21 protein-coding genes are annotated in these 22,341 nt (G+C 39.3%); 5 read left to right on the top strand and 16 right to left on the bottom strand.

Annotation, left to right across the window (positions count from 1 at the left end):
* Positions 1-2: 2 nt before the first annotated feature.
* On the bottom strand, positions 3-1,472 hold the full coding sequence (locus EHR07_RS03885; RefSeq protein ID WP_135743878.1) for a hypothetical protein: 1,470 nt from the start codon (positions 1,470-1,472) through the stop codon (positions 3-5).
* A gap of 93 nt (positions 1,473-1,565) precedes the next feature.
* On the opposite strand from EHR07_RS03885, the gene EHR07_RS03880 reads away from it, so the two are divergent.
* Entirely contained in the window at positions 1,566-1,835 is a 270-nt protein-coding gene (locus tag EHR07_RS03880) for a hypothetical protein (protein ID WP_238754669.1), read from the top strand.
* An 18-nt stretch (positions 1,836-1,853) separates the two neighbouring features.
* Here the strand turns inward: EHR07_RS03880 and EHR07_RS03875 are convergent, their stop codons facing one another.
* The 3 genes from EHR07_RS03875 to guaB are packed head-to-tail and all read right to left on the bottom strand — an operon-like array spanning position 1,854 to position 4,848.
* Entirely contained in the window at positions 1,854-2,534 is a 681-nt protein-coding gene (locus tag EHR07_RS03875) for a 16S rRNA (uracil(1498)-N(3))-methyltransferase (protein WP_135743877.1), read from the bottom strand.
* A gap of 4 nt (positions 2,535-2,538) precedes the next feature.
* Positions 2,539-3,312, bottom strand: coding sequence for an outer membrane lipoprotein-sorting protein (locus EHR07_RS03870; RefSeq protein WP_135743876.1), 774 nt, complete (start codon positions 3,310-3,312; stop codon positions 2,539-2,541).
* A gap of 9 nt (positions 3,313-3,321) precedes the next feature.
* On the bottom strand, positions 3,322-4,848 hold the full coding sequence (guaB, locus tag EHR07_RS03865) for an IMP dehydrogenase (RefSeq protein WP_135743875.1): 1,527 nt from the start codon (positions 4,846-4,848) through the stop codon (positions 3,322-3,324).
* Positions 4,849-4,945: 97 nt separating this feature from the next.
* On the opposite strand from guaB, the gene EHR07_RS03860 reads away from it, so the two are divergent.
* Entirely contained in the window at positions 4,946-6,103 is a 1,158-nt protein-coding gene (locus tag EHR07_RS03860) for a DUF1577 domain-containing protein (RefSeq protein WP_135743874.1), read from the top strand.
* A gap of 1 nt (position 6,104) precedes the next feature.
* On the opposite strand, the gene EHR07_RS03855 is transcribed toward EHR07_RS03860, so the two are convergent.
* The 3 genes from EHR07_RS03855 to EHR07_RS19055 all read right to left on the bottom strand — a co-directional run bounded on the left by EHR07_RS03855 (position 6,105) and on the right by EHR07_RS19055 (position 9,704).
* Complete coding sequence (locus EHR07_RS03855) at positions 6,105-8,042, bottom strand: B12-binding domain-containing radical SAM protein (protein WP_135743873.1); 1,938 nt, start codon at positions 8,040-8,042, stop codon at positions 6,105-6,107.
* Between the two features lie 45 nt (positions 8,043-8,087).
* A complete protein-coding gene (locus EHR07_RS03850) occupies positions 8,088-9,347 on the bottom strand; it encodes an EAL domain-containing protein (RefSeq protein WP_135743872.1) in 1,260 nt (419 codons plus the stop codon).
* Between the two features lie 192 nt (positions 9,348-9,539).
* Positions 9,540-9,704 carry a hypothetical protein gene (locus EHR07_RS19055; protein WP_167483347.1) on the bottom strand — a complete coding sequence of 55 codons (165 nt, stop codon included), beginning with the start codon at positions 9,702-9,704 and terminating at the stop codon, positions 9,540-9,542.
* A gap of 79 nt (positions 9,705-9,783) precedes the next feature.
* Between EHR07_RS19055 and tmk the strand changes: the two genes are divergently transcribed.
* Positions 9,784-10,389 (top strand): dTMP kinase, encoded by a 606-nt coding sequence (gene tmk / locus EHR07_RS03845; protein WP_135743871.1) that lies wholly within the window; start codon positions 9,784-9,786, stop codon positions 10,387-10,389.
* Here the strand turns inward: tmk and EHR07_RS03840 are convergent.
* The 9 genes from EHR07_RS03840 to EHR07_RS03800 form a co-directional block, all read right to left on the bottom strand.
* Positions 10,386-11,270, bottom strand: coding sequence for a class I SAM-dependent methyltransferase (locus tag EHR07_RS03840; protein ID WP_135743870.1), 885 nt, complete (start codon positions 11,268-11,270; stop codon positions 10,386-10,388). The two genes, tmk and EHR07_RS03840, sit on opposite strands and share 4 nt — an antisense overlap.
* A gap of 7 nt (positions 11,271-11,277) precedes the next feature.
* On the bottom strand, positions 11,278-12,132 hold the full coding sequence (locus EHR07_RS03835) for a metal ABC transporter permease (protein ID WP_135743869.1): 855 nt from the start codon (positions 12,130-12,132) through the stop codon (positions 11,278-11,280).
* Positions 12,125-12,838, bottom strand: coding sequence for a metal ABC transporter ATP-binding protein (locus tag EHR07_RS03830; RefSeq protein ID WP_135743868.1), 714 nt, complete (start codon positions 12,836-12,838; stop codon positions 12,125-12,127). The genes EHR07_RS03835 and EHR07_RS03830 overlap by 8 nt, the downstream gene beginning before the upstream one ends.
* Positions 12,816-13,751, bottom strand: a complete 936-nt coding sequence (locus EHR07_RS03825; protein ID WP_135743867.1) for a metal ABC transporter substrate-binding protein — start codon at positions 13,749-13,751, stop codon at positions 12,816-12,818. The genes EHR07_RS03830 and EHR07_RS03825 overlap by 23 nt, the downstream gene beginning before the upstream one ends.
* A 26-nt stretch (positions 13,752-13,777) precedes the next feature.
* Positions 13,778-15,133, bottom strand: coding sequence for a TonB-dependent receptor (locus EHR07_RS03820; protein WP_135743866.1), 1,356 nt, complete (start codon positions 15,131-15,133; stop codon positions 13,778-13,780).
* A gap of 16 nt (positions 15,134-15,149) precedes the next feature.
* A complete protein-coding gene (locus EHR07_RS03815) occupies positions 15,150-15,908 on the bottom strand; it encodes a hypothetical protein (protein ID WP_135743865.1) in 759 nt (252 codons plus the stop codon).
* Between the two features lie 53 nt (positions 15,909-15,961).
* A complete protein-coding gene (locus tag EHR07_RS03810; RefSeq protein ID WP_135744377.1) occupies positions 15,962-16,918 on the bottom strand; it encodes an amidohydrolase family protein in 957 nt (318 codons plus the stop codon).
* A 43-nt stretch (positions 16,919-16,961) separates the two neighbouring features.
* On the bottom strand, positions 16,962-18,719 hold the full coding sequence (locus EHR07_RS03805; protein ID WP_135743864.1) for an acyl-CoA dehydrogenase family protein: 1,758 nt from the start codon (positions 18,717-18,719) through the stop codon (positions 16,962-16,964).
* Between the two features lie 125 nt (positions 18,720-18,844).
* Positions 18,845-20,383: a methyl-accepting chemotaxis protein gene (locus EHR07_RS03800; RefSeq protein ID WP_135743863.1), complete on the bottom strand. Its 1,539-nt coding sequence runs from the start codon at positions 20,381-20,383 to the stop codon at positions 18,845-18,847.
* Between the two features lie 166 nt (positions 20,384-20,549).
* Here EHR07_RS03800 and zigA point away from each other — a divergent pair, with 166 nt between their 5' ends.
* Together zigA and EHR07_RS03790 are read left to right on the top strand one after the other, a co-directional pair.
* Complete coding sequence (gene zigA, locus EHR07_RS03795; protein ID WP_135743862.1) at positions 20,550-21,791, top strand: zinc metallochaperone GTPase ZigA; 1,242 nt, start codon at positions 20,550-20,552, stop codon at positions 21,789-21,791.
* Entirely contained in the window at positions 21,788-22,315 is a 528-nt protein-coding gene (locus tag EHR07_RS03790; RefSeq protein WP_135743861.1) for a hypothetical protein, read from the top strand. Before zigA ends, EHR07_RS03790 begins: the two co-directional genes overlap by 4 nt.
* The last annotated feature ends 26 nt before the right edge of the window (positions 22,316-22,341 follow it).

The raw sequence follows: 22,341 nt of genomic DNA, 5'->3' as shown, positions 1-22,341 counted from the left end.
GATTACGCCTGGAATTTAGATTGGATAAAATTCAGAGCCATAGTAAAGATTTTTGAAAAATCCCTTTTATGGTTTTCGTCATTCACACGAGAAAGGATCCCTTTTAAAATGGTCTGCACTTGGGTATAATTGGGTACTTCAAAAAATGCTTTTTGGATATGGGGCCATGCCATTTTAACCATTTGCATGAACTCAGGACTTCCCTTTTTGAACTCTTGGATCATACGATCTAACGTCAGTTTAACAATCTGAAAGTTTTTGATTTTTTTAACAATGCCACTTAAAACTTCGCGACTCAAATCCGATTTCGAACTCATCATTTGGAAAAGAGAATTCCAATCCACAGGTTCATTTTTCTGTTCTTTTAAAACTTGTGTGCGTAAAGAAACCACTGCCTTTTCAAATTCAGAAAGACCACGTAACCAGTTTTGGTATCCCACCTGATCTGACTTAGTTTGGAAACCAGTAATGGTTTGCACTAAATCCATAAACTCTTTTACATTAAAACTCTCCAACCTAACAAGATTGGGATCGACTGTAACATGAGGTTCGTCTTCCTCAAAATCAACATCGATGTCCTGTGAAAAATCATCAGCATCCTCTGTTTGAGAAGGAGAAGAAGTTGAATGTGAGGATGAGGAATCAGAATCATCAAATTCTAAATCTTCGATTTCATATTCTTCTGAAGCAGTTGTTGTATTATTTTTTGAGGTTGGTTCGGGCAGAGGATTGTCTTTAGGATCGGGACCGATTTTTACTTCTAAAAGTTCACCCGTAAGACTTTCACCAAAAGTTTCCACGATTTCTAAGAGGATGGATTTATCTCTTTCTTGGATCAGAGATTGTTTTTTTACCACAGGTGTCGGAGGAGCATTGGCGACAGCTAGTGCATCTGTCAACGACACAGGTTCTTTTTCTGACTCGGCGCTTGTGGGAATCGAAAGGGCGGCTTTGGCAGATTCTGCCATTAGCCCACGCGGCTCGATGATTTCACCAGTTAGAGGATTTTCTAGTACAGTCAAAATCCCTTTTTGAACAAAAACAAAATCCTTAGGATGGGTGACTTGGAGCCTTTCTACAATCTCTTCTGCCGCTGAAGCAAAACTAGGAGCTGGTGCATTGCTTATTTTTTCCAACTCTTGTGCTTTTAGTTTTTCTTGTACTTTATTTAGAACTTCGATAAAATTTGAATTTAAATAGGTAGATACTTCATTTTGAGGAACACCTAACATAGTGGAAAATTGAGGAAGGTGTTCAAAAAACTGGTCAGTCTTTTTGATATTCCCAGTCATGTAGGATTTAATTTGTTTTGCGACCTCTTCCACTTTGGCCGGATCCATTTTGCGGCTTTTCAGGAGTTTTTTGAAAATATCGATATGGGCGTGGAAATAGGACAAAAATTCCCCATAAGCGGTGAACTCATACTCCCCGTGCGCTTTTTTTTCTAAAACCTTTTTAGAACCGTCTGACATAATAGGATCTCATCCAATGCATAGGAAAAGTCACAAGGGTCAAGATTTTTACGAACCGATTGACGAAATGCAGGGAGAACGGAGTTTAGGAATATGAATCGTTTGTTAGTTTTGGTTGTTTTGTGTTTTGTCATGATCTTCTCTACATCTTGTCAAAAGAGAGAAGACAAAACCCTGGAAAGGAACCTGTTTACTTTCCTGATTAGTTGTACGGGAGGGAGTTTAGAAGCCTGTAACGCAGACTGTGCTGCCAAGTACCCAGACATCACTGGGGTGAATTACACTTCAGCTTCTGCTTGTTTCAGTGCTTGTTCTACAAACTGTAACCTATCCACTACCTTACTTTTACTTACCAATAAATAGTAGGTTCATTTAAGAAAATTAAGTTCCATACACAAGGAAACTGGCGGCGACAATGCCTGCTGTTTCCGTCCGGAGAACCCCACCTGGCAAAGTTAACCTTGGGATTTGGTTTGTTTCCATCCAATTTTCTTCATTGGCATGAAAGCCGCCCTCAGGTCCTATCACAGGAATTTTTCCAACAAGTTTGTTCGCACTAAAAACCTCAGACCTGTGCGGATGAAAAACCACCAAACTCTCTTTATGTGAATCCATCCAATCCATTGCAGATTCAATCGAAAGAGTTAATAACTCGGTTTGTTTGGACTGAGCCGCTGCTTCTTTCACAATTTTTTCGGCTCTTTCCAAATTGAACTCTTTTCGAATCGAATGACGAAATACAAGAAATACCACAGAATCTAGGCCAATCTCTGTTACCTTTTGTAAAAAGAAATCAAACCGATTCCCTTTCGGAAGCGCAATGGCAACAGTTTTATGTTCTGTTTTTTTATGTATTTTGGTTTCTTGTAAAAACTTTAATTCTTTGGAATGTGGAGAAAATTGGTAATCATAAATACCACCAACACCGTCTCGGATTTGGATGATGGTTTCTTCTTTACTCAGTCTTAAAGCTCGAAGATGGGCCAACTCTTCTGGAGAAAGTGTAATAGATGGCTTTAGTATAAATCCAGTGCGAAAAAGGATGAGTCCAGGCTCTAACAAGGGTTTAACGACTTAAATTATCAACGGCAAACAAAGAAGCATCTGGGTTTACAGATTTGTCAACTTCTTGAATTTCCCAAACGGTAATGCTACCTGTATTCAAATCTAACATTTCAAGCCTAGAGGCTTTTTGAATTTCTTCCACCTTCCCTGAAACTTCTTTTACTTTCACAGGGCCGTATTTTAAGTTCAAAGTTTTAAACAAAATTCCGTCCCTATCATGAAAGTCGACACGATAAGGTTTTAGATCTTTTTTACCAACAAGTAAAACTAACTTTTTATAAAAATAAGGTAAGATAGGTTTTAGTGAAACTCGGTAGTATACTTCTCCACCTATTTCTAAGTCTGCATTCACTAACGGATTATAATTGGCCTGATAGGAATAACCTGAAAGATCCACATAAAAAAAACCAGTTCCCATAAGGGATTCGTATTTTTCGTCATCGGTTTTTCGAAACAGTTTGGCACTCAGGACATTGAAGAAAAAAACATTTTCGCCTTCGTCCTTAGTTAAAAGTTTGGATTCGAGTCCGCGCCCCTTTCTATCAAAAAGAAGAAGCGCATCTTCTCCGTTAAAAAATCGATTGATTTTCCAAGTTTCAGAAGTTCCGTTCCTACGAATAAGAACGTAAGTCCCTTTCACAAGTCCTTTTCCAAAATCCATTTCCCTGTCAAGCCTTGCCAAAAGTTCCTGTGCCGACAAACTGGCATCAGGTGCTCCTTGCGCCTCTATCGAAACAAAACTAAAGAAAATAAAGAAAATCAGAATTCTTAGCATTTATAATTTTTATTCCGCACGCATAGATGGTTTGGTATAAGAATACAACCCATGAACACTACCTTGTGCCTGAGCCGATTCTGTCCTACGTTCAAAACGAAGTTTTCCTTCCCTTAGTGCTTTATGCAGATCTGGTATATTACGAAATCCCATATCTTGGAAACTTTGTCTGAGTCCTTGGACGAGATAAGGAATCAGATTTAATACAGACCCCTTGTCTACAACGTATCCAGAAACACCCTGTGCCACTTTGATTTTTTGAGATTCCGAGAAATAACGTTTATCGCCACCTTTACTCATCGCTTCTAAACTTGCCATTCCTCGGTATTTCTTTAGACGAATTCCATTTTCATAAAAATACTCGCCAGGAGCTTCTTTTGTTCCTGCAAACATAGAACCCATCATACACATGGAAGCACCAATCGCAAGAGCATTGGCAATGTCTCCAATATTGGAAATTCCTCCATCGGCAATCACGGGAACTCCATGTGCCTGTGCATACTCAGCTGTTTTAAACACTGCCGTTGCTTGCGCTCTTCCCACAGCCATTGTATCTTGTGTGATACAAATAGAACCTGGTCCCATTCCTATCCGAAGTCCATCGGCACCGGCAGCAATGAGGTTTGCGGCTTGTGCTTTCGTGACAACGTTTCCACCAATCACGTCAATGTTTGGAAAATTGGATTTGATCCAATGGATCATTTCCATTTGGTAACTAGAATTTCCTTGTGCGGAATCAATGATGATAGCATCCACACCAACCTCGGCAAGAGCCGCCATACGGTCACGTGACTCTGGTAAGGTGGAAAGTGCAGCCCCTACACGTAATCTTTTTTGATCATCTTTGGAAGACTGAGGAAACTCTTTATTTTTTTTCAAGTCACTGCGGCAAATCAATGCGACAAGTTTTCCTTGTTTATCAACAATCGGGAGTTTTCCTTTTTTACTGGTACGAAGGATGTTATTTGCTTCTTGCAAACTAATGCCAACGTTGGCAGTGATAAGTTCTGTTGTCATCACCTTGCCAAGTTTGATGTCGCGGTCTCTTTCAAAATCGACATCCCTATTTGTAACGATACCAACTAACTTTGTACGGGCGGTCCCATCTTCGGTAATGGGAATCCCGCTAAAACCATACTTTTCCTTAACAGCATCTAAATCTGCTAACGTATGTTCTGGAGAAAGTAAAATAGGATCTTTGATAAATCCATTTTCGTATCGTTTTACTTTGCGAACAAGATCCACCTGTTCATCGATACTGTTGTTATAATGTATAATTCCGATTCCACCCATAAGAGCTTGCGCAATGGCCATTTCTGACTCGGTGACGGTATCCATAGGAGAACTCATCAGAGGCCTTTTGAGGGAAATGTTTTTGGAAAGTTTGGTTTCGAGTTCGACATCGCTTGGGTTAAAGTCGATGTATCCGGGTAGAACTAAAAAGTCCCGATACGTGAGTCCCATGTTGACCGAGAAGAGCTCTTGTCCACTGACTCCATCGAAAAGCTCAGATCCTGGTAGGGGTTGATTTGACATAATTATCCTTCCTTTTTCTACTTTAAGCAAGAAAACTCTCCGTGCAAGAGAATTTCAGGAGAAATTCGTCCGATAATAGTAAGTAACACGACCTTTTATGGAAACTCTAGAAAGAAGTAAGCGATCTTTGGATGTTTTTTCTGACAAAGAAAAAAAACTCCATGTTTTGACGAAATTTTTATTAAACCAGGAATTGAGTCTAAAGGACAATATCCATTCCGGAGAGAGTTGTTTTTTAAAAAAAGTCTCTGCCGATGGAAACAAGGTCCTAATCAGTGTCAGCCCCACCATGACCTTGTCCGTGGGCCAAAAAGTAACCCTTTATAAAATTTTAGGAAGATACCTGCACCTGGAATGTACAGTGGAACAAGAAAAAGGGGAATCGCAGTATGTCCTCCATTTGGACAAAATTGCCATTGCCAAGAAAGATAGAGAAAGTTCGCGAATTCCAGTCCCTCCCGGTTCCGCATGGATCACAAATGTTGTCTCCAGTAAAGCCAAAATCGAAACCGACATGTTTCATATTCCCACAGCCGTGAAAGTGAACTTTCAGGATTATGAAACCAAACTAAAAGACTCAGTTGATTTTATTAAAATTTCTACCTTTAACTCAAACGAAGACTCAGAAGTCATCCGCCAAATCAAAAAAACAAAAAAAGGTCTCTTATTAGAGGATGCGACAGATCGGAAATCTTACGAATCTTCACCTAACGAAGATTTTTTGGTTTTTTCTGAAGAAGTGGAAGATGATATAGATAAAGAAATCAATAACAAACGAAACCAAAAAATCAAATCAGAACTAATCCTCCCGATTCTTTATTTAAATGATGAAGAAGAATCCATTCCCATTGGTTATATCCAAATGCAAAGTAAAACAGAAACCTTTGACTTACTTAAGGCAATGGAGATGAAAACTGTTTGTTTTGAAATGGTAGACCGAATCCGTCATTCGAATATGATCAAATCCGATGGTAAGTTTCCGGTCATTGATATTTCCGAAGGTGGATTGAAGGTAATCGTCGACCATCCAGATTTAATCAAAAGTCTTCCTAAACTTTCAGGATTTCAATTTGATCTTTTTTTTAAGATGCAATCTCCGCTGACTGCTTTTGGAACCATCAAAACCATTACCAAAAACGAAGAAGGACACTTAACCGTGGGTCTTGCGATCGCAGGCCACTCCTCGCGTTCAGGGGAAAAAAAGAGATTTTTGGAAAACGTGGAATCCTTTCGTAAACAATACCAAAGACCTTAATCTAAAGTTCCCCGTAACCCAAAACTTCCATTGACCATCTTTCTTCTAGAATCCTTGAGGAAAAGGTGATGGCTTCTGGATCCATATTTTCTTTTAAAAATGCAAAGTCTTTGGGATCGACTTTTTCACCTTCTAACAGATAAAAGACCTCCTCAGAAGGATCCAAACTCTGAATTTTACTAGTGGAGACTCTTTCAAAAATCAAAAAGGCAGTTGAGTCTAATTTTTTGTTCCGCCAATTCTTTAGTTCCCCATGGTTCCCATCAAATACAAAAACCAAGCGGTGTTGGAGGTTCTCTCCTCGGTGTGCTAAAGTACGAGAAAGATAGGATTCCCTTTTGGATTCCAGAAGAGTCACCAATTTATGAATCTCTTTGGATTTTGGGACAGATTCCAAGGGGATCACAAAGTCTATCGTACAAAAAGGTTCTGCTGTGATACGTTCTTCAATGAAACCAAGAATACGTGAAAGATCATTCGAAAATTCTTTTGTATGAAACCAAACACTGTGATGACGGCTCCCCGACCAATCGGACAAACGGGATTTCCAAGGGAGGGAACCTACTTTAAAGGATAGGTTTTCCGTATCACCTAACATAATATCAATGCGATCGTTTTTGTTTACAGTGGCATTACATAAAAACGGCCTTGGAAATTCATCCAAACGACGTTCAAATAAATCCTCAGCAAAATACAATGACTCCGTTAAATCACGGGAACTAAAGGTAGGAGTTTCGATGATCCTATATGGAGGTGTTGGCATAAAAGATAGGCCTTCTTTTTCGGCATCCCTACGCATGGCAGTTCCAGGCAATACAGATAAAGGAAAGGCTTGTACCCATTCCCCAAGCCCATGTTCTAAGAAAAAATGAATCCCTCTTTCTACATCCTCTGGTTTGTCACCAGGAAGTCCAATGATAAGATCCAAAAGAAGTTCCATCCCCTCACCAGCTAACATCTTTGCCACTTCCGCAACTTTGTGTGGGCTACCATATCGTTTCACACGTTTTAGAGTTTCTTCATTTACCGATTGGAGTCCAAGTTCCACACGAGTGAATCCCGCCTTACGAAGTTTAGTTGCAAGTTTCGGTGTCACACCTTCCGACCGAAGTTCGGCAAACATCGACATCTGACCGTCCGCATTGATTTCTGTTATGGCATCTAAAAAATTTTCAAATCCCGGTCTATGGTTAAATGTAGGATCTAAAAAAACAAGTTCCCTTGCCCCTTTTTCTTTTAGGTCGGAAATGAGTTTCATTGTCTCAGGAATGTCAAGTGTCCGAAGGTTCTGAGAAGACTTAGGATAAAAACAATAAGTACATTGTGACTTACAACCACGTACCGTTTCCAAATAAGTAGAACGTCTGGGATCTACTTTTAAATGTCCTTTAGTATAAGGAGAGGGAAAATCTGTGAGTGGAAAATTGGCGGGTGTTGGTTTTCCAAACGAAGTGAGATTCCCATTCTCTTTGCGATAAGCCACATTTTCTAATCCATCTAAAGGGGAACGGGAAAGCAAAGTTCGCATTAAATTACGAAAACTATGTTCTGCTTCTCCCGATACCGCAATATCATATCCTTTTTCTCCCAGGACATAGGGATTGTCTTCGTTTACCTCTGGTCCACCAATGAGGATTTTAGTTTCGGGACTTCTTTTTTTTACTTCTTTTGCGATATATAAACTTCTCTCTGTATTCCATAAATAAAGAGATAGTCCTAAAAAATCAGGTCCTTCTTTGACAATGCGATCAATGAGGGCAAGGTCTCCTAAAGAATCAGTATCTTCGGGAGAAACAACTTGTGGGGTGATTCCAGTAACTGGATCTTCTTTGGATTCTAAACAACTTGCTAAACTAGCAGCTGCTAAAGGGACATTTCCTGTAGCCGCAAAGTAAGAAGGTGGTGGTACTGGTAATTGCAAAAATTGTATTTTTGCCATAGGTATCGTCACTATCCCTAGGGAGAGGGTTTTTCGCAAAACCTTTCAAGAACGAGAAACTACCACATCGATAAATAAAATCAAATTTTCGGATAGGTTCCTGGCAAATGTCCGCAACATCATACGTTCCGAAATATCATGATACATTTGGGAAAGGGTCCAGGCATCCCTACTCGTTTTGGATTTGTGTAAATGTTCAAAAAAATAAGGCCGAAAGGACCAGTTTTTCCCAAGAAACGAATAATCTGGTTCCATTTCTCCCGTCGGGACTCTTGCATAGTTGGGCGAAACCTGAAAACCCAATGGGTTTGTAATGTACATCCGAAAAAAATTCCCATCCCCAAAGACATTCGTCTCAAATCCACCCCTCCATTCCCAAATTCCATTTTCTTCGGTAAACCCCATCATAATTTCGGAAAGTTTATCTTTCCAAAGATTTTCCCATTCGATCTGACGGTTCATTTCTGCTTGTTTGCGTGCATGAAAATATTCTAAGGAGGACTGCATCTCCATTCGGTATTCAAATCGTTTGGCAAAAAAAGGTTCTGGTTTGGCGAAATAAAATCCTTGGATGTATCTTGCTCCATAATTTAAGGCATTATAAAGTTCATCCTCTGATTCAATTCCTTCAAAGAGTAAACTACTCCCCAAAGACTCTCCTAACTTTGATAAGTTGAGTAAAATTTCTTTAAAATTTCTAGAGAAAGTAGACCTACGTAACATTTGCAAATCCACTTTGATGATTTCTGGATGAAAAAGACCGATTCGATCCAAATTACTTGCCTCGGACCCCGCATCATCCACTGCAATCGAAAACCCTTCTTGTCTATATAAATTAAGTACTGGGCGAAGTAGTTCTAAGTTGTGTGGAAACCTTTCTTCGGTAATTTCAATCACAATCCGTTCTGGATCCACACCCACTTGCCTTACCATCTGGATGGTTTTCGGCAAGGTTGTTTCCAACTGTAAAAGAGTATGGTACATTACATTAGGCGAAATGTTCAAAAATAACTTGGTTTCTGGTGGCGCTTCCGCTTGGAATTTTTCTAAGGCAAGAAGTCGAATCTCTTCATCGACTTGTTTTTTAAGATAAAAGATTTCATCATAACCGAAGGTTTGGGACAAAAAGAATTCCCCAAGACTGACAAGCCCCTCTGGAGTGGAAAGACGCCCTAATAGTTCATAACCGTAAATGCCTGTGGATTCCGAGGAGAGGATGGGTTGAAACACAGGAACAAGAGTCCCTCCTGACAACCACTCTTTCCATTCACGTAGGAATTTATGACTTTCTCTTTCTGTAATCATAGATGGATACTTACTTCATAATGCAAGATCGGTACCAGTAAGCATTGTAGGGATTTTTACTGCATTCTGCTTAAAAAAAAGGCTTTAGTGAAAAGGAAGGTATTCGGAAGAAGAAAATTTGCTTAATTTTTAGGCAAGGTGATAAAAAAAACCACCCAAGTTTCCCCAGGTGGTTTCTGAATTGAGTAGAAATTATTTAATGTCTCTAGCTCTTGGTTTGAATGCTTCATTCAATTTTGGCTTTTTGGAAGGTTTTGGTTCTTCCACAACTGGCGTTTGTTTAACTTCTTCGGATGCACAGTTAATCATAAATACGGCCAAAAAAGCAATGATCAGCATAGACGAAATTTTTTTCATGTTTTTGCTCCTTAGACTAAATTGCCGAGTTTAGTAAATAAGTCGAGGAAAAAACGACCATTCTTAAAATGGAGGGGATATGCCTTATAATAGTCAGTTCTTTGTATTCGAAGGGATCGATGGATCCGGGAAAACCACCGTCTCTCGTTTGGTATCGGAAGCTCTTCTTACAAAATCCATACCCAATCTCTGGCACAGAGAACCAACGGACAGTGTGTACGGGAAAAAAATTAGAGAGTTCCTCCAAGGAAAACTAAAACTTACAAAAGAAGAACAAATCGAAACATTCATTGCAGACAGAGAGTATTCTGTAAATGAAATCATCTTACCAACGTTAAAGGGTGGGAAATCAATCATCCAAGATCGTTATTACTTTTCAACAGCGGCTTACCAAGGTCGAGATGAAGAACATGCTGCTGAAATTTTATACAAAAATGAAGACAAAGGATTTCCCGAACCTAATCGAGTTTATTTTTTAGATCTCTCTCCCGAGGAATCAGCGGACCGTAGAAAAAGCCGCGGAGGCCGGGAAGAAGTTTTTGACGAAGACTCGGAACAAGAACGAATTTACCAAAACTATTTGGCGATCCTACCAGAATCTACCATCTTTGTAGATGCAACAGCAGAACTGGAAGAAGTGGTGGCCTTCTGTGTGGAAGATATACTTAAATCATTGGAAACCTAAGATTTTTTTACCATAAAGACCATCATGTCACCTAACTGAAATCGTTTTACCAAACGATCCATCATCCACTTCCGGAGTTTGAAAAAAAAGCGGGCTCCGGGGCGTGAGGTCATTCCACTTCCATAAGTAAAAGAAACTGGATGATGGTAACCTAAACTTAAAAGAAGATTTTTTAAACCTTTATAAGAATAATAATAAAGATGTTCGGGGACATTTAAATATCGCCACTTAAGGCCCGCAAGTTTGGCAAGTAACCCATAACGACAAGTGGAGAGGATAAGAACACCTCCCGGTTTTAAATGGTTTTTAATTTTTTCCAGGGTTTCTTTGGGTTTATGAAGGTGTTCAATGGTAGCCCAAAGAGTGATAACATCAAATTGGTTTTGGAACTGTGGATCCCAATCCAGAAAGTTCTCTTGAAAGATATTTAGTTTTAAAGTCTCACGTGCAAAACGTACGGGGCCATCTGCAATTTCGATCCCATACGCATCGTAACCTCGGTCTTTCATATAAGCAACAAAGTAACCGGCCGCACAACCAATGTCCAAAGAAGAAAGACTTTCCCCTGGCTCTTTTTGTGTAAAGCGCTCACTTTCCCAAGAGAAAAAATTCAAATCATTTAAATTGAGTTGGAAAACTCTAGAAATTTCTTTTCGTAAATGATCCGAATAATAATTGTCATACCCTCTTTCTGTCCTTTGGGTAAAATAAGAATCATCATAGTATTTTTTTACCTCTAAAAATCCTGGTTGTGGATTGACTTGGACCAGGCAACAAAACTCACAAGAAACAATCGAAAAAGACTCACCCAAAGGACTTTCTTTTGTATAAATAGGACGGAAGCGGTTTTGTCCGCAGGTATTACAAGGGATTAGTTCCACAGAATACTTATCGGACAGATTTCGAAAAAACGGAAGTAGTTAGGAATCGAATCAGATGGAGAAAAAAAGCCAAAACACAAAGGACTAAAATGATACTGGAAGAGGTCGGAAAATAAATCAATTCTCCGTTTTTTTCAATGCCTACAAGGGAAATTAAGAATCCAGATACAGTAGCAAAAACAGAAAACAAAACACAAACAATAGTCAGTAACCGTAAAGAACGAATGAGTGGCAAAAGAGCAAACACTGGTAAAATCAAATGGGCAATGCTATAAAATGTTCCAAGTAAATTTACCGCAACGGTCAAGGAAGCGGCAAGGATGATATAAAACAAAAGATCAAAAGGAAGTGGATTTCCTACTTGGATTTTGTATTCATCGCGATCAAAACTGATAAAAAGAAACCTTCTAAAAAAGCTGAGATAGAGAATAAAAAAGAATATAGCGATATAAATTCCAAAAGAATCGGCTCTCACTTGCGAAGTTAAAATATCCCCAAAAAATGCGGCCATCAAATGATTTTGCACATTTCCGCCAAGTGCCAACATAAACTGAGTGGCGGCAGAAAAGAAAACAAATAGAATTCCAAGGATTACCTCTTCTTTCATCCCACGTAGTTTTCTTACATACAAAAGGGGAAAAACCAAAACACAAGAGAAAAGAATGGGAAAAATTTCGCCAGGCCACTCCATAAACAAGGATAAGGCGACAGAAAAAGTAACAGCCTGGGAAAGAGTGACTCCAAAGAACGTCATACCCCGAAGGACAATTAAAATTCCTAGGACAGATAATAAGGCGCCAACAAGGCTACCGACTACCATTTGTGGTAAAAATAAATTCCAACTAGAAAGTATATTAGTCATGGTGGTGGCAGTTTGGTGGCCTTTCTCCACTGGTGATATTATAGAGTTTTCCTTCGTCTATTTCAAAAATTTCATCAAACCCGAATCCCCAATCATGTTCTAAACTATGAGTGATAAAAAATAAAGAACGATTTCCTTCTTTTAAGTATTCGGATAATACGGTTTGAAACAGTTCCCTTGCATTGTGGTCTAAGGAATCCATTGGTTCATCTAAAAAAATCAAATTCGCTTTGGTGAGAAGGGAACGTAGAATCAGAACCTTTTGTAACTGTCCCCCACTGCATAGTGAAATTTGTTTTTTTAAGTAGGAGCTAACACCTGTCCTTTCAATGAGATCCAAATCTTCCTTGGAAAATTTCTTTTTTGGTAAAAAACTAAGTCCAATGTTTTTTGGCATAAGTAAAACATCTTCCACTCGGAGCGGAAACTCCAAAGACATTCGTTTCGCTTGGGGAACGTAAGAAGTTTTGATTTCTTTCGAAAAGGAAATGGAACCAAAAAGTGGGGGCAAAAGATCGGTTAAGGTGCGAAAGAGTGTGGTTTTTCCAGCTCCATTTCCACCAACCAAAGCATAGGTTTTTCCAGAATGAATATGCAAATGGATATCGGACACCACAGGAAATTCCTTTCTGTAGCCCACACTTAAATTTTCTGTATGGATAAATGTAGAAGGAATTTCTGTATTATTTGGTTTTGTCGCTTGCATCACGTATCTTTTGTAACATCAACCGTAAAGTGTCTTCGTAAGTGACTGCCTCAGGGGAACCACCTACAGAAACAGGCAGTGTCACAACGACTGAACCTGGAACCTTAGAAGACACATACTCAGCATACTTTGGATTGTGATAGGGACCAATCAAGATAATTTTTATCTTTTCTGCAGTCATATAACTAATGACCTGATCCATATAACGAACAGAAGGTGGAACTCCCGGGCGTTCTTCAATGGTTAAATTAGCATTGAATTTAAAACGTGAAGCTAAATAAACAAATTGGTCATGAAAAACTGCCACTTTTAACCCAAAGTATGGTTCCATCTTTTTCATTTCTTCTTTCGTTAACTGAATGAGTCGTTTTTTAAAAGAATTAAAATTACCCTCATAATAATCCCCATTTAAAGGATCCACCCTAGTGAGTGCATTTTTAATATTTTGGGCCATTTGGATGGCGTTGATAGGATCGTTCCAATAATGAGGATTCCCATAAATATGCATGTCACCCATAGAACGATCCATCATCACGGTAGGTTCCCCTAGGATTTTTACTCCAAACGAAGTGTCACAATATCCGGGTTGGCCTTTTTGGATTTTTATATTTCTGGATTGTTGTTGGAGGTACGGAATCCAACCAATTTCTAAATCAAGTCCAATCACACATAAAACATCGGCCTCACTCAGTTTTACAAGAAAATCGGGTCTTGTCATTACAAAGTGAGGATCATCTGTTCCTCGAATCATTCCAGAAACATCGGCCCTGTCACCTGCCACCTGTTCGGCGATGTATTTGATATCTGGAAGACTTGTGACAAGAGATACCTTTGCAGACAAAGGAGATAATACAAAAAAGAAAAACAAAAGAATAGAAAGGATATGTTTATAAATATTAACGAATGAACTCATTGGACTAAAAAACCCCTCTTACATTTTTAATAACTATGTGCTGGATGTGATCCAAGAACAGCAACGGTTTGGATATAAAATCGATATTCTCTAACTTCTTCCTGAGAAGTTCGTGAATAATCTTGGATAAATCTTCTTTCTATTGACCCTCTTATTTTGCCAAATTCAGAACTATGGAATGTCATTTGTAAAGATTGGGCCTCAATGGCATTTTTTGCCGGATCTCCATTTTGATCAACAAGGGACTTGTCTGTGAAATAGTCATAACGAACACCCACAGACCATAACTGATGGAATTTAAAATCTAAAAAGGCGTAAGCTCCCCATTGGTCTTTTGTGGGAGATTTTGTTTTTTGAAACGTGATGGGATCTAAATTAGCAGGAAATACTTCTTGTTGGTACCATCCTTCTCCCATTAACATGATTTCACTCAAATTGGATCGGTTCCAACGCAAAACCGCATCCATTCCATATAACAACCTTTGGTTTTTTCTTTCTGTCGTCGGCTCAAAACGGATTCCCGAAAATCCAAACTGTGTTCCCCAATTATTTCCAAAATAGTAAAAATGTTTTAGGTGGGCATACATTAGGGGATTGTTTTTTTGAACACCACCGTCGTGAGAATGTCCCCATTTTCTTCCATTCGTAGCACCTAGCACCAGTTCCTGAGTGATCCATTTCCAAGGAAAAAGAATACTAAACTCAGCCCCAGTATCAATGGCAGATTCCCATCCTATCAATTTTTCATGAACGATGGGAGTCATTGTGAATGCACGATCATGTGCATGAATTTTGTTTAATCGACCTACATCGATAAACATCTGCCCGGCTTTCAGAGAAGTATTAAAGGGTAAAAAAGGAAATTGGACCCAAGCTTCATGGACTTCGAAAAAGTATTTTCCGTTTTCACCATGCGCAGCTCCAATAAAGTTGGCGCGCATCCACTGGTCCACGGCTCCGTTAAATCCAAATTCGGCGGTGCGGATGTCTAGTTGGTTATCAATTCTTTCTCCGGTTCCTCTTGGTTTGTTTCTGTCCCAAGCACCAACGATATCGATGGCAGCGTACGCATCCATCATAAGATTTTGTGCAGAACGATTGATCTGTTGGTTGGATTGAACTGGGGATGTGACCCCTCGACTTCCTTCCGTTCCTTTTTCTCGTTTTTCTTGGTCTTGAAGGTCCTTCTCTAAATCGGCTTCCCAGTCCGCAGTGGACGAAGTTGGATTCGAAGGTTGGTTCACATTCTTTTTGTTAGGTTGTGATTTATTTTCCAGTTCTTTTTCCCATTCTGAAGTTTGGGCAAATAGGAAGGCCGAAAATAATAGGGAGAAAAAAATTCCACCCATTTTCAATTTAGAAAAACGATAGTTAGGTTTCACGTTCTATTATCTTGTATTACTGAATCGAATTATTTAAGCCCAGTTTTGTTGAATAAATGGTGATGGATTGGATCACTGCTTTATTGATTTTTAAACCGATACGCCCATCCGTAATCCCAGCTGTAATCGTTGCATCTTCCTCTTCAAACTCATAAGCAGAACGATTTGCTAAATTACATGGAATCGACCATCCAAAAATATGTCCTTTCGAATTTTCCTTATGTACTTCCAAACAAACTGTTTTTGGTACCCCCACGGAAGATGTCCAAGGTGTGCTTGGAGTGGTCACAAAATCGGCCGCAGTTGCACTATCCAACCACTTTGCAACCGTTGGTGAAAGATGAACCCCTGGACCGGTAAAACTAGGAGTGGACTGAATCAAAGCATCTATAGTAGAATCCGACTGGTTCATAATATAAGTAATTTCAATTCCAGCTTTGGAATCATTTCCAGATTCAGAAAGACTAGAAGCATTGGTGAGGATGGTCGAAGAATTATTGGAACCTTGCAATCCACCAGCAAACGAAACTCCATTGGCCGTAAATCCAAAGGCTCGTAAGGTAGTGGTTACATCCCCGGAACACCCAGTAAATTGGTAACGGGTTCCTTTTCCTGCGGAATCAGAAACTGCACTGACCCCACAATTGGGTGCTACCAAAAGAGCAGCAAGCAATGCATCCATATTGTCCTTCTTTTTTTTGGACTGAAAGAGTTCCGCACAATTCACAACAGAGAGAGTGATGGTAGAAAACAGTAGAATTTTGACAAATTTCATAAATACCTCTGTGGACCCATCATTTGCAACGCTGTTGCAAATGCAACCACGTTTCATTTATGAAATAAGTTTTCTGCGTTCCAGTAGAGAATTTTTTGTTTGGCCTCACCGCTGATAGACAAATCCAAAATCTTAGTGATGGGGTGGTTTAGGTTGTAAGGGATGTTTGGAAAATCGGATCCGAAGTAAATTTGATTCTGGTAAGTTTCTAAATAGGAAACGGCCGCATCCACCTCTTCCTCCTTACCCGTAGCAAGAAAATCCACAAACACCATTGTGGTATCAAGGCCCAAATTAGGATAACTTTCCAGTAACGAAGCATAGGCGGAGATTTCATGGGCACCCATATGAGCGACTATGATTTTCAACTTAGGATAGGATTCGAGAAAGGGTTTAAAAATTTGGATTCCTGTAAACTCACCCGGAAGGGGTGCCGTTCCTGTATGGATCAAAATCGGAATTTGTTTTGCCTGTAAAAACAGGAAAGTTTCTGCAAGTTCAGGATGATTTAAATTGAGTTTGGAAACTTCGCAGTGGAGTTTAAAACCGCGAAACCCATATTCTTCCACAGCCCGTTTCACATAATTAAGAACTCCCTCTTCGGGATAAAACGTTCCAAAGGGTAAAGCTCCTTCCCAGTTTTTATAATTGGCATAAGTCCAATCATTTAAAGAAGAAGCCATTCCTGCTTTATGAGCATAGTTTAAAGTAGTAAATCGTTTGATCCCATTATGGTGGAGCCTTTCCACTCTTTCCTTTTCTGGCAGTCGGTATCCAATGGCCCAGTTCACATTATCAAACCAACGCCAAATGAGTTTCATCACCGTCTCTGGAAAAAAATGAGTGTGGATATCAAAGATATAAGGAATTCCTAAATCGCGAATGCGGCCTAAATGATCGGGGGATTCGGAATCTAAAATGGGAGGAAATTTTTCTCCCCTCCAAGAAAATGGAGAAGAGAGGCGAATGTCAGGTTTGTTGGAAGATTTTACACCTTCCCCTTCTTCCATAAAACAGGCGTAACAAGGAAGAAGAGGATTTGTATCGACTGGTTTAAGCAGTGACTGGTGCTTTTTTCTTTCCACGAATTTTGGTTAAGTTTGCTGCAAGGATCGCTGAACTATCAAGGATGTAAGCATCCGTGATCGACTTACGATAGTTTCGTCTTTCTACTTTCGAACGACCAATACTTCTTTCGAGTAACAAACTATTGTGGAAACGTGCTGCTGACTCTACTACTTCAAAAGCCAATTCTTCTCGAAGAGGAGTAGAATCAATTTCTGCATATTCAGCCACAACCGTTTCAAATTGTTTGAATAGATCGTTTAGTCCTTGGCTTGCTGCAAACGTAGCCATTTCCGATTTTAAGTATTCGCGGTAAATTCCTGTTTCTGTCATTCCAGAAACAATCCCACCAATACAAGCTACCGTTTGGAGTTGTGTGGTTCCTTCATAGATATTAGTGATACGAACATCACGATATAGTCTTGCTACATCATAATCTTCTGTATAACCGGATCCACCGTGGATTTGCATCGCGTCATAAGCCACAAGATTTGCCATTTCTGTGATGTAATATTTTGAAAGTGGAGTAAACAGGGAGGCAAGTTTTTCCCATTTTTTGAAAGATTCATCTTTTTTAATGTCTTTCTCAGAAAGACCTTTCATCTTTCCTCGTTCTTCTTTCCAACGATACTGGTCTACGGCAAAACTTGCTTCGTATAAAATACAACGCATAGCAGCTACTTCTCGTTCCATTCGTTCCAACATCTTTTTCACTGCCGTGATGTTATTAATGGTTTTACCGAACTGCACTCTTTCTTCTGCGTATTTTTTTCCTTCGAAATAAGCAGCGGTCGCAATCCCCATTGCTTGGGCCGCAATGTTGAGGCGAGCTTGGTTCATCATTGCCATCGAATATTTGACAAGGCCTTTTCCCTCTTCGCCAATGAGAATCCCTGGGCTGTTTTCAAAAACTACTTCGCAAGTAGGAGAACAGTGGAGTCCCATTTTCTTTTCGATGGATGCTACAAATACATCTTTCGAGTGCACTAAAAAGAAAGAAAGCCCACGAGCCCCACTGGTGGTGGTTCCTGTTCTTGCAAGAGTGAGAATGATAGAAGGTGCCGAACCAAAACCACAAGCATGGGTAATGAAACGTTTGGTTCCTGTGATTTTCCAAGTTCCGTCTTCACCTTTAACTGCTTTGGTTTGTAAATTAGGAAGGTCGGATCCGTAGTTTGGTTCCGTAAGAGCCATCGCTCCACAAAGTTCACCGGCTGCCATTTTTGGAACAAATTCATGGATCATTTCTTCTGTTCCGAATCTTTCGACAGTTTCTGCGAGGTTCATACAACCAAGAGTGATGGCAAGAGATCCGTCCCCGCGCGATACACATTCAGATAACATCGATTGTACGACAGAAGGAAGACCTAGTCCACCGTAATGTCTATGAATTCCGTAAGGAAGTAGTCCCGCCGATTTAATTTTTTCAACGACGTCTAACATAGGTTTAGGGAAGGTAACTTGGCCGTCTTTGTATTTAAGGCCTTCTTCATCCATTTGTTTGGAAACTTGGGAAATATTGTTTCCAGCAATGTCTCCACCAGCTTCTAAAGTGGAACGGTAGAATTCAATGGCGTCTTCATAGTTTCCAGGAGCGAAAGCCAGTTCTTCCTTTCCTGATTTTTGGTATTCCGCAAAGTCTTCAAAACCTTGTTCGTATTGGTCAACTACCTCGTTCCAAGGAGTAAGGGAATCAAAATGATCAATTAGGTCATCGTTATCGTTAAAATAGTTATTGGATATCATACAGTCGGCTCCTTAAGCAGGACTTTCACTCAAAGATCAAAGAGGGGAAAAGAATTACAAATAGTTTTCCTTCGCGCCGCCTGAACGAATCAGGCGGCTGTTAAGTTAATGGTGTTAGACAAGGATCACTTGATCCGGTTGGCCAAGTCCTGGATATCTTCAATATGCTCAGCGAGAACTCTTGTGTTCTCGGCGACTACTTGGACATCTCTTTCTATACTTTGAGCTGCTCGCATCACTTCTTTATTACCCAATGTTTGGTCTTTCGCAATGGATTCCAACTGAGAGGACAAGTCTTTGAGTTCCTTTTGAGATTTCAAAACACGAGCATTTAACTCTTGCAAGTCTACAAATTTTTCATTAAAACTAACCACAGTATTTTTAACCTTGTTCATTTCATTTTTCTGGTTCAAAGCCATTTCATTTGCTTCTTTAGCAGAGGAATTCCCTTTAAGTAAATCCGATTTTGATTTCAGAATCGTTTTGGAGATGATACTTGCGTTGGAAGCTGAATTTTCTGCCAGTTTTGCGACTTCTTGGGCCACTACCGCAAAACCCCTACCATGTTCCCCTGCCCTTGCGGCTTCAATGGATGCATTAAGAGCAAGTAAATTGGTTTGGTCAGCAATTTCTTTCATGATCTGATTTACATCTTCCACCTTTTGGAAACTGGAACTTACTTCGTTTAAAACAGAATTTAAGTTCTCCATAGAATTTGTTACAAGATTACTAAACTGTGATGACTCATTGATTTGACCTGAAATAATATCAACTTCAGAACGAACGGCTTTTACTATTCCCTCTAAGGTGTGGCTTTCCTCATTTAAGGCTTCTATTCGTTTGTATTGGTCTTTGACAAAGGAAAATGAATCTTCCGTAGATTGAGAAATTTTTGTTAAGGATGCTGAAATTTCTTCTATCGATGCAGCTTGGTTTTGGACAAGACCATTTAAATCATCAGCAAACACTTTTAAGGCGGAAACGGATTGGTTTAAATTTTCACCTGTTTCTACCAAGGCCTCTTTTTGTGTTTCCATTACCTTAGAATGTTCTTCTGAAGTTTTTTTCCCTTGGATTGCCTCATCCCGAATCGATGTTAGTAAACCTACCATTTTTGCAATCGCAACAGTTGCCATACACAGATAAAAAACTTTCACTATTTCTACAGGTAATGAAACTGAATATGCCAATTTATGAACATCGTTGCGATCAACAAACTCCATTCCGGCAAAACCTGCCAAAACAAGTGATGAAATTTGTACAAGTGTCAGCAATGTACCTATGATATATGTTTGCCTTGAAGAAAAAAGAAAACCTGAGTATAAAATGATAAAGAATGCAATCGAATAATTTACACCAGCCTTCATTGCTGCAGCCACAATATCCAATTGCATTGAGCTTTGTCCGATTGTGTTTGAACCAATAAGAAGGATATCTATTAATACAAACCAAAATGCATATGGTTCCTTATCATTTTTTAAAAGAAGGAATTGAATTAATGCCATCAAACCATAGATAATAGCGATGATTAACATCATGATTAATTGAACTTTGTGAATGGAACCAAAACTTCCCAAAATACCAATCATAAATAGAACAAAGAGAGTAGACCGAATAGAATTAATAATCTTAGCGGCCTTAACGTAATAAGGATCCAGTTGCATAACAAGAGGATTGGAACCTACAGGGGAAATGCAAGAAATTCCCTTTTTTATGCAGAAATACCAAGGAAAATTGACTCCAAAACGCAAATGCAACGTAATTGCATTTTAAATTGACATGATTTTGGGGGCAAATTTAATGCAACTATATTGCATTAAGGATAATTCGATGAAAGATAAGATTCCTGTGACCGTTCTCTCTGGTTTTTTAGGAGCTGGCAAAACTACCCTACTCAATCATATCCTCGCAAACCGAGAAGGGCTTCGTGTGGCGGTTATAGTCAATGATATGAGTGAGGTGAATATTGATGCGAGGCTTGTGGCTTCTGGTGGAAGCCTCAGTCGCACCAATGAGAAGTTAGTGGAGATGTCTAATGGCTGTATATGCTGCACACTCCGAGAAGATTTACTGTTAGAGATCACCAAACTTGCCAAAGAGGGAAAGTTTGACTCAATCCTCATCGAATCCACTGGAATTTCTGAACCACTTCCTATTGCAGAAACATTTACCTTTGAAGATGAAACAGGCGTAAGCCTATCTGATTTAGTAAATTTGGATTCTATGATTACCGTTGTCGATGCTGTAAATTTTTTAAAAGATTTCGAGAGTTTAGATTCATTAAGAGAACGAGAATTAGGTGCTGGCGAAGATGATGACAGGGACATTGTAGACTTACTTGTGGACCAAGTAGAATTTAGTGATACGATTATAGTTAATAAAATCAGTTTGTTATCAGATGGAAAAAAGAATCGGCTCCTTACCATCTTACGTTCGCTGAATGCAGATGCCGAAATTTTACCCACAGATTACAGTAAAGTTCCCCTATCCAAAGTTTTAAATACTGGTCGGTTTGATTTTGAAAAAGCAAGCCAGTCTCCCTTGTGGTTAAAAGAACTTAGGGGAGAGCATGTTCCTGAGACAGAAGAATATGGAATCAAAAGTTTTGTGTATGGAAACAGGCGCCCCTTCCATCCAGAACGATTTTACAAATGGTTGCATTCGGAAAAACCGGGAGTGGTTCGAGCCAAAGGATTTGTATGGCTCGCTAGTAAAATGGACTGGGTGGTTTTGTATTCCCAAGCAGGGAAACTCTCTTCTTACAAACCAGAAGGGTATTGGTGGGCAAGTATTCCAGACGAGGATATTCCTGATGATCCAGAGGTCTTGGAAAATTTAAAAGCGCATTGGTTGGAACCTTGGGGAGATAGGCGCCAAGAGATTGTCCTCATTGGAAGGGATATGGATGAAAAGAAACTACGTGCCTCTCTCGACAAATGCCTGCTAAGTGACAAAGAATACAAGGAAGGACCGGATGTTTGGGCAAAATTCGAAGATCCTTTCCCAGATTGGGATGCGATGATTGCAGAATCTGAAATTAACTCACAAGAGCAAGAAGAATCAAACGTATGAAAGTATATTTAGGAGACTTGCCGGTAGAACTTACCGGCAAAAGACCGAAGAATGGATCTAAATGGAAGAAAGATTTTCAATTAACACCTGTTTTAAATACAGATTCTAAATTTCCAAACTTAAGACGGAGAAGAGGTATTTTTTTTATTTCAACTTTACCAAACGTAAGATCCTTTGCTTGTTCTGCTCAAGTTTTAGATTTGGAAGTAGAAATCAAAAAAAGGAAAATTTCAGCAAAAATCATCCATCTTGCTTCCGATGGTAAAGATTCTTGGAATGAAATTAAAAAACTTCATCCCCAATTAAAGGCTCTTGGTTATAGCTTAAAAGACTGTGACCAAAATGAGATAAATATCTTAAAAACAATGTTAGGTGTCGGTGTTGTCAGTTCGAATCGCTTAGCTCATGGTCTCTTTGTGATAAAAGATGGAATGATTATTTCCAGTTTAATTCCAAAACAACAATACGGGACCCCGAATATCAAAAGATTTTTAAACAAATTACAAAATAAAAAAGTATTTTAGCTAAATATGACCACTATTTAAATAAC

Origin of the sequence: Leptospira bandrabouensis (assembly GCF_004770905.1) — a bacterium.
Lineage (GTDB): Bacteria > Spirochaetota > Leptospiria > Leptospirales > Leptospiraceae > Leptospira_A > Leptospira_A bandrabouensis.
Note: the sequence above shows the minus strand (reverse complement) of the source record. Positions and strands in the feature narration are given on the sequence as shown.

Bases quoted from the DNA above. Each gene is read 5' to 3' on its own strand.
- EHR07_RS03885 (WP_135743878.1), bottom strand. From the start codon at position 1,472: ATGTCAGACGGTTCTAAAAAGGTTTTAGAAAAAAAAGCGCACGGGGAG.
- EHR07_RS03880 (WP_238754669.1), top strand. From the start codon at position 1,566: ATGAATCGTTTGTTAGTTTTGGTTGTTTTGTGTTTTGTCATGATCTTC.
- EHR07_RS03870 (WP_135743876.1), bottom strand. From the start codon at position 3,312: ATGCTAAGAATTCTGATTTTCTTTATTTTCTTTAGTTTTGTTTCGATA.
- guaB (WP_135743875.1), bottom strand. From the start codon at position 4,848: ATGTCAAATCAACCCCTACCAGGATCTGAGCTTTTCGATGGAGTCAGT.
- EHR07_RS03860 (WP_135743874.1), top strand. From the start codon at position 4,946: ATGGAAACTCTAGAAAGAAGTAAGCGATCTTTGGATGTTTTTTCTGAC.
- EHR07_RS03855 (WP_135743873.1), bottom strand. From the start codon at position 8,042: ATGGCAAAAATACAATTTTTGCAATTACCAGTACCACCACCTTCTTAC.
- EHR07_RS03850 (WP_135743872.1), bottom strand. From the start codon at position 9,347: ATGATTACAGAAAGAGAAAGTCATAAATTCCTACGTGAATGGAAAGAG.
- EHR07_RS19055 (WP_167483347.1), bottom strand. From the start codon at position 9,704: ATGAAAAAAATTTCGTCTATGCTGATCATTGCTTTTTTGGCCGTATTT.
- tmk (WP_135743871.1), top strand. From the start codon at position 9,784: ATGCCTTATAATAGTCAGTTCTTTGTATTCGAAGGGATCGATGGATCC.
- EHR07_RS03835 (WP_135743869.1), bottom strand. From the start codon at position 12,132: ATGACTAATATACTTTCTAGTTGGAATTTATTTTTACCACAAATGGTA.
- EHR07_RS03830 (WP_135743868.1), bottom strand. From the start codon at position 12,838: ATGCAAGCGACAAAACCAAATAATACAGAAATTCCTTCTACATTTATC.
- EHR07_RS03825 (WP_135743867.1), bottom strand. From the start codon at position 13,751: ATGAGTTCATTCGTTAATATTTATAAACATATCCTTTCTATTCTTTTG.
- EHR07_RS03815 (WP_135743865.1), bottom strand. From the start codon at position 15,908: ATGAAATTTGTCAAAATTCTACTGTTTTCTACCATCACTCTCTCTGTT.
- EHR07_RS03810 (WP_135744377.1), bottom strand. From the start codon at position 16,918: ATGGAAGAAGGGGAAGGTGTAAAATCTTCCAACAAACCTGACATTCGC.
- EHR07_RS03805 (WP_135743864.1), bottom strand. From the start codon at position 18,719: ATGATATCCAATAACTATTTTAACGATAACGATGACCTAATTGATCAT.
- EHR07_RS03800 (WP_135743863.1), bottom strand. From the start codon at position 20,383: ATGCAACTGGATCCTTATTACGTTAAGGCCGCTAAGATTATTAATTCT.
- zigA (WP_135743862.1), top strand. From the start codon at position 20,550: ATGAAAGATAAGATTCCTGTGACCGTTCTCTCTGGTTTTTTAGGAGCT.
- EHR07_RS03790 (WP_135743861.1), top strand. From the start codon at position 21,788: ATGAAAGTATATTTAGGAGACTTGCCGGTAGAACTTACCGGCAAAAGA.